Genomic DNA, 6,021 nt, shown 5'->3' with positions numbered 1-6,021 from the left:
ACCGGGAAGGCCAGCAGGACCAGTACACCGGTCAGCAGGACGTTCCAGGTGAAGATCGGCATGCGGAACATCGTCATGCCGGGCGCGCGCATGCAGATGATCGTGGTGATGAAGTTGACCGAGCCGAGGATCGTGCCGAAGCCGGAGAAGGCCAGGCCCATGATCCACATGTCGGCGCCGACGCCCGGGGAGCGGACCGCGTCCGACAGCGGGGAGTAGGCGAACCAGCCGAAGTCGGCGGCGCCCTGCGGGGTGAGGAAGCCGGCCACCGCGATGAGCGAACCGAAGAGGTACAGCCAGTACGCGAACATGTTCAGCCGCGGGAACGCCACGTCGGGCGCGCCGATCTGCAGCGGCATGATCCAGTTCGCGAATCCGGCGAACAGCGGCGTCGCGAACATCAGCAGCATGATCGTGCCGTGCATCGTGAACGCCTGGTTGAACTGCTCGTTCGAGAGGATCTGAATCCCGGGGCGAGCCAGCTCGGCACGCATCACCAGGGCCAGCAGCCCGCCCCCACAGAAGAACGCGAAGGAGGTGGTGAGGTAGAGCGTGCCGATCGTCTTGTGATCGGTGGTGGTCAGCCACTTGACGACGACATTGCCCGGCTCCTTGCCCCGTACCGGGAGCTCGTCCTCGTCTACGGCATCGGTCTCCACCGGTTGCGCGATGCCCTTCGTCGTCACTACGACGCTCCTTCGGTCGACGGCCCGTGCGGACTCGGCGACCAGAATGGACCCGCGGCTGCCGGTGCGGTGGGACATCCTCCCCCTCCCGGCGCAACCGGCTGCCAAGGACACCCAAACGGCCTACACGGGCCGGGGGCCTCCCAGCCACCGCCGACGGAGGGGGGAAGAGCGAGAGCAGGTTGGCGATTTCCCCTTCTCGAGAACGGAATAGGTTCGGTTGCAGCTGGGTTGATGATGCGACAGAACCTCCGTCATCGGCACGGCAACCTCGAAAGGCCGCAGACATGAAGATCGGCATTATCGGTGCGGGCAATATCGGTGGCAACCTGACCCGGCGTCTCACCGCGCTGGGTCACGACGTCTCCGTCGCCAACTCCCGTGGCCCCCAGACACTGACGGCCCTCGCCGAGGAGACGGGGGCCACTCCGGTGGCCGCGTCCGAGGCGGCGAAAGGCGCCCGTGTCGTCGTCGTGACGGTTCCGCTCAAGGCCGTCCCCGCTCTGCCGGAGGGATTCCTGGGCGGCGCGGCAAAGGACGTCGCGGTCATCGACACGGGAAACTACTATCCGCAACAGCGCGACGGCCGTATCGCCGCCATCGAGGACGGGTTGCCGGAAAGCCGGTGGACCCAGCAGCAGATCGGCCACCCCGTGATCAAGGCGTTCAACGGAACGTACGCTCAGGACATCCTCGACCGAGGCCGTCCGCAGGGCTCCATGGGACGACAGGCGCTCCCGGTGGCCGGTGACGACGCGGCGACCAAGCAGGTCGTGCGCGACCTCATCGACGAGCTGGGGTTCGACACCGTCGACAGTGGAGGTCTGGACGACTCCTGGCGTCAGCAGCCCGGTACGCCGGTGTACGGCAACCGGGGCGATGTCGACGCCATCACGAAGGCTCTGGCAGAGGCGTCGCCGGAGCGCCCGGCACAGTGGCGCGCCTGACGCCGGCCGCATGAGCGGGGCCCTGGTGCGCGCGTGCGGGCGGGGGCTCCGACGGCCGGCAGCACGGTGGCGCGGACCGTGCGCGCCGCGCGTGCGGGCGGAGGGGAGCGGCGGAGCGAGGCGCCGCGTCCGGCCCTGCCCAGGCGGCGGAGCGAGGCACGGGGCCCGCCCCCGCGGGCACGGCCGAGAGGCCGGCGCAGCGTGACGTCAGCCGCCCGTGCAACGGGGGTTCTCCTCGTCTGCCTCCCTCTGCTCTCCCCTCGCAGCTACTCGCAAGTAAGGTGTGTGCCGGGGCATCGGCGCGGACTCACCGCCTCCCCGACAGTGGTCGAACGTCGGCCGTGGACAAGGAGTCGAGCAATGCCCCGCACCATGTCCGTAGCGGACAGCATCATCATCGAGGCCACACCCGCCCAGGTGTACGAACGGCTCAGCGATCCCACCGCGATGGGGCGTTGGAGCCCCGAGAACCGCGGGGCGACCGTCCGCGGCGAGAGGCGCGAGGCGTACGTCGGCATGGTCTTCGACGGCAGCAACAAGCGCGGCGCGATGCGTTGGTCGACGCGGTGCACGGTGACCGCGGCCGATCCGGGTGCACGCTTCGCCTTCCGGGTCCACGCGATCGGTCTGCGCCGGCCACGGCTCCCGGGGCCCATCGCCACGTGGGACTACCTCTTCGAGGACGTGGGCGGAGCTACCCGGGTCACCGAGACCTGGACCGATGACCGGAGCTCCTGGCCTGACGTCCTGGCCAACGCTTTCGACCGCGTCGCGACGGGCGGGAAGACGTTCGCGCAGTTCCAGCGGGGCAATATCCGCACGACGCTCCAGCGTCTCAAGTCAGTCCTGGAAGAGGACGCTCCGGGGCCGGCTCCCTCCCCGGGCCCGGCCTGACCCGACCAGCTGAAGGGCCCTGTGCCGTCCAGTGCGCCGGGCGGCTCAGCAGCGCGGGAAGGGCCGTCTTCGCGTCGCCCTTGGCCGCGTTGATCTGCGGCTGGGTGAGGAACAGGCTCCCGGTGAGGTCGGCGCCGGAGAGGTCGGCGTCGCGGAAGTCGGCCCCGATGAGGTCGGCCAGGCGCAGATCAGCGCCGGTGAGATCGGCAGCGATCAGGCAGGCGCCACGGAGATCCGCTCCCCGAAGGTCGGCGCCGCGCAGCCGGGCTCCCATGAGGTCGGCGCCGCGGTGGTTGCGCTTCTTACGGCGGGGAGCGGTGGCCCGGACCTGTTCACTGATGCGCCGGAGCAGCCCGGCGATCCGCTCCCGGTGAGCCGCGACGTCGAGACCCGCCAGGTCGACGGCGGGGCGTGAGGTGTGCCGTTCCGTCGCTTCCAGAGCCCGGCGGATCTCGGCGTGCAGCGGACGCGCGGCGGGCAGCGTGAGCGCCTCGGTGAGATACCACAGCAGCTCGTGGAGCTGTCGCATCACCGGAAAGACCTCGAACATCTGCGCGGCGATATCGGGCGAGGAACGCCAGTCGCGGCCCCCGTAGGTGTCCTGCGAGACTTTCTGACCGGCGCCGAAACACTCGTACACCGTGCAGCCGGAGAAGCCTGCCGGCCGCAGCCGTGTATGGATGCCGCAGCGGAAGTCACCTTGGAGGTTGGGGCAGGGTCGGCCGGCTTCCTTGTCGATGGCGAAATCCGACGAGGCCGTCAAGGTCAGGGCGACGCAGCAGAGGGCGAAACAGTTCGTGCAGTCCGCTCTCAGCGCCTCCCGCGCGGACTCTGGCACGGAGGTCTGTTCGTGGTCGGGCACAGGCGTGGGTCCTCGCGTGGGTGTGGACGGGGGGTGCAGAGGGTTTCGTTGCGGGGCCAACGAGTCTACCGAGACGCCGAGGCCGGGCTGGTCCGGGCTCGGGATCGGCGGTCGCCGGCGGACCGGAGTCCGTGGTCGCGGAGGCCACACGTTCACGGCCGTCAGCGGTCCGGGGGCGGCGGTGGTCGTGACTCCACGGGCCCGGGGGCGTTCGACGGCGCCGCGGACGCCGGGGGCCCGCGCGGTGACGGGAGCCCGGCCCCGGCAGACTGGGGCGTACGCATCACGAGGGGAAGACATGAGCGGTGTGGAGAGTACGGGGTTCGAGCCGGCGACCGGCGACGGCCCCCCGTCCCCTGGCCCCGCAGCGGAGCGAGCCGCCTCGGTGCGGTCCGCATTCGAGAGCCTGCTGCAGATCCGCCGGCTCACCGGGTCCGGGGGGCCCGCTTCCGAGGCCGTACCGGCGTTGTGGGAGCTGAACCGGCCGGTACGCGCGGTCGCGTTGGCCTTGGAGGCGTCAGGAGCGCTCCCTTCGGCGGTCGATGCCTCTGGGGGCCGGGTGGCGGCCGGGTACCGAGTGCTGGAAGGCGAATCGGTGGGCTCCGTGCGGGTCGAATGGGCCGGGCCGCCCGGCAGCGGCGCCGCGCACGACCAGGAGGAGGCGCTGGGCGCATGCGCCACGGCTCTGCGTCGGCTGGGCTGGACGGTACTGCTCTACCGGGGTCCCCGGAGGCGACGTCATCTGGAGGTGGAGCCGCCGAGGGGGGCGATCGGCGGGTCCGGCCGAGACCAGGACGGCGTTGTCAGACCCATGGGAGATGCTTGACGGTCCGACACCTGCGACGAGGAGATGCTGAGATGGACAAAGACGAGCTCGCAGCGGCGCAGGCGTACGTCCGCCTGCTGGAGGCCACCCGGGCAGCGCTCGGCGACCCGGATGCGGCACCGGTGTACATGCCGCTGCTCGCCTCGCCGATGCGAGAGGCGGACCACGCTCTGCGCAGCGCGGGGCTGGCAGGCAACGAGGACAGGTTGTTCGCTCTCGTCCGGGCTCTGCAACCGAGCCTGTCCGGCAGCGACATACAGCGGGGCTGAGGGGCGGCCAGCCGGAGGGCGGCCGCGGCGCACCGGGGGCTCGGTGGCACGGGCGGGCCCCGTTCGCAGGACCCGACTGCTAACGGGACGAGTGCCTTCGGCCGTGGTCCCTCCGGCACGACGCGTGCCTACCCGCCTTGCGGGGCCGACTCCGCGGAGTCGGCGAGCGCGGACGCCAGGCCGAGTTCCTGTTCGCCGGGGCCGAGGGGCGCGAAGAAGTGGGCGACCTGACGGTCGTCGACCTCGGCGAGCGTCCCCGGCTTCCACTGAGGGTCACCGTCCTTGTCGATGATGCGGGCGCGCACCCCCTCGACGAAGTCCGGTTGTTCGAAGGCCCTGCTGGAGACACGGAACTCCTGGTCGAGGGCGGCTTCCAGGCTGTCGAGCCGGGCGGCCCGGCGGACGGCGGCGAGCGTCACCTTGAGCGCGAGGGGCGACCTGGTCGCCAGCTCGCCCGCCGCCTCCGCGGCCTCGTCGGAACCGGCGTCCCGCAGCCGCCGGGCGATCTCCTCGACGGTGTCCGCGGCGTAGCAGGCGTCGATCCAGGCGCGCTGTGCGGCGAGCTCACCGGCGGGCGGCTCCGTGGCGAACCGCTCGACGGTCTCGGCCACCTGCGCGGCGGTGGCGGGCCCAGCGAGGGCTTCGGTCAGTTCCGGCAGTCGCCGAGCAGGGACGTAGTGGTCGGCCAGACCGCACAGCACAGCGTCGGCCGGGCCGACGGAACGGCCGGTGAGAGCCAGGTGAGTGCCCAGTTCGCCCGGAGCGGTGGCGAGCAGCCGAGTGCCCCCGACGTCCGGTACGAACCCGATGCCCGTCTCGGGCATGGCGATCCGTGAGCGCTCGGTGACCACGCGCACCGCGGAGTGGGCCGACACTCCGACGCCGCCGCCCATCACGATGCCGTCCATCAGAGCGACATACGGCTTGGGGAATCGGGCGATGCGCGCGTTGAGGCGGTACTCGTCACGCCAGAAGTCCAGGGAAGCACGGCCGCAAGCACGGGCGTCGTCATGGAGCGCGCGGATGTCTCCACCGGCGCACAGGCCCCGGTCGCCCGCTCCGGCCAGTACCACCGAGACGACCGCATCGTCCCGCTCGGCACGAGTCAGCGCCTCGTCGAGCTGCCGCACCATGGTGTGACTGAGCGCGTTCAGGGAGCGGGGGCGGTTGAGCGTGATGCGCAGGCTGCGGCCGTGCCTCTCCAGCAGGACGGGCCGGTCGTCGTTCATGGGTGTGCTCCGCTCGCTGGACTGGTGGAGAAGTGGACAGCTCGGCAAACACGCCCCCCGGCGCCTGACCCGGTCGCTCCGGCGCCTCTGGACACCCCGGGAGATCGTCCGGTGGCAGGGCGGCCTCCGCTTGCCATTCTGCGACCCCCCGGTCGCGCTCCGGAACCCGGGGTCCGCTGTGAGGAACGAAGATCCGTGGCAGGGAAGCTCGGGGGGTGAAGGCCACGAGCCGCTGTGGCAGTCCGGTGGCGGGGGCTCGACAATTGAGGCCTACGGGGGCGCGCCGACGCGTGGCCCCGCCGGACGAC

The 6,021-nt window shown here is 71.3% G+C and carries 7 protein-coding genes; 4 read left to right on the top strand and 3 right to left on the bottom strand.

What is annotated here, in order from left to right; translation table 11 throughout:
- A partial coding sequence (locus V9U70_RS03745) for a cytochrome c oxidase subunit I (protein ID WP_336672983.1) occupies positions 1 to 659 on the bottom strand: 659 nt, incomplete at its 3' end.
- 53 nt (positions 660 to 712) lie between these two features.
- Between V9U70_RS03745 and V9U70_RS03740 the strand changes: the two genes are divergently transcribed.
- Positions 713 to 1,633, top strand: a complete 921-nt coding sequence (locus tag V9U70_RS03740) for an NADPH-dependent F420 reductase (protein ID WP_336672978.1) — start codon at positions 713 to 715, stop codon at positions 1,631 to 1,633.
- 360 nt (positions 1,634 to 1,993) lie between these two features.
- A complete protein-coding gene (locus V9U70_RS03735) occupies positions 1,994 to 2,527 on the top strand; it encodes an SRPBCC family protein (RefSeq protein ID WP_336672977.1) in 534 nt (177 codons plus the stop codon).
- On the opposite strand, the gene V9U70_RS03730 is transcribed toward V9U70_RS03735, so the two are convergent.
- Entirely contained in the window at positions 2,469 to 3,389 is a 921-nt protein-coding gene (locus V9U70_RS03730) for a pentapeptide repeat-containing protein (protein ID WP_336672976.1), read from the bottom strand. The genes V9U70_RS03735 and V9U70_RS03730 overlap by 59 nt on opposite strands.
- A gap of 298 nt (positions 3,390 to 3,687) precedes the next feature.
- Here V9U70_RS03730 and V9U70_RS03725 point away from each other — a divergent pair, with 298 nt between their 5' ends.
- Entirely contained in the window at positions 3,688 to 4,215 is a 528-nt protein-coding gene (locus V9U70_RS03725; protein ID WP_336672975.1) for a hypothetical protein, read from the top strand.
- Between the two features lie 32 nt (positions 4,216 to 4,247).
- Positions 4,248 to 4,484, top strand: coding sequence for a hypothetical protein (locus tag V9U70_RS03720; protein ID WP_336672974.1), 237 nt, complete (start codon positions 4,248 to 4,250; stop codon positions 4,482 to 4,484).
- Positions 4,485 to 4,612: 128 nt separating this feature from the next.
- Here the strand turns inward: V9U70_RS03720 and V9U70_RS03715 are convergent, their stop codons facing one another.
- Entirely contained in the window at positions 4,613 to 5,713 is a 1,101-nt protein-coding gene (locus tag V9U70_RS03715) for an enoyl-CoA hydratase/isomerase family protein (protein ID WP_336672973.1), read from the bottom strand.
- Between the last annotated feature and the right edge of the window lie 308 nt (positions 5,714 to 6,021).

Origin of the sequence: Streptomyces pratensis, assembly GCF_037137275.1 — a bacterium.
Classification (GTDB): Bacteria; Actinomycetota; Actinomycetes; order Streptomycetales; family Streptomycetaceae; genus Streptomyces; species Streptomyces pratensis_B.
Note: the sequence above shows the minus strand (reverse complement) of the source record. Positions and strands in the feature narration are given on the sequence as shown.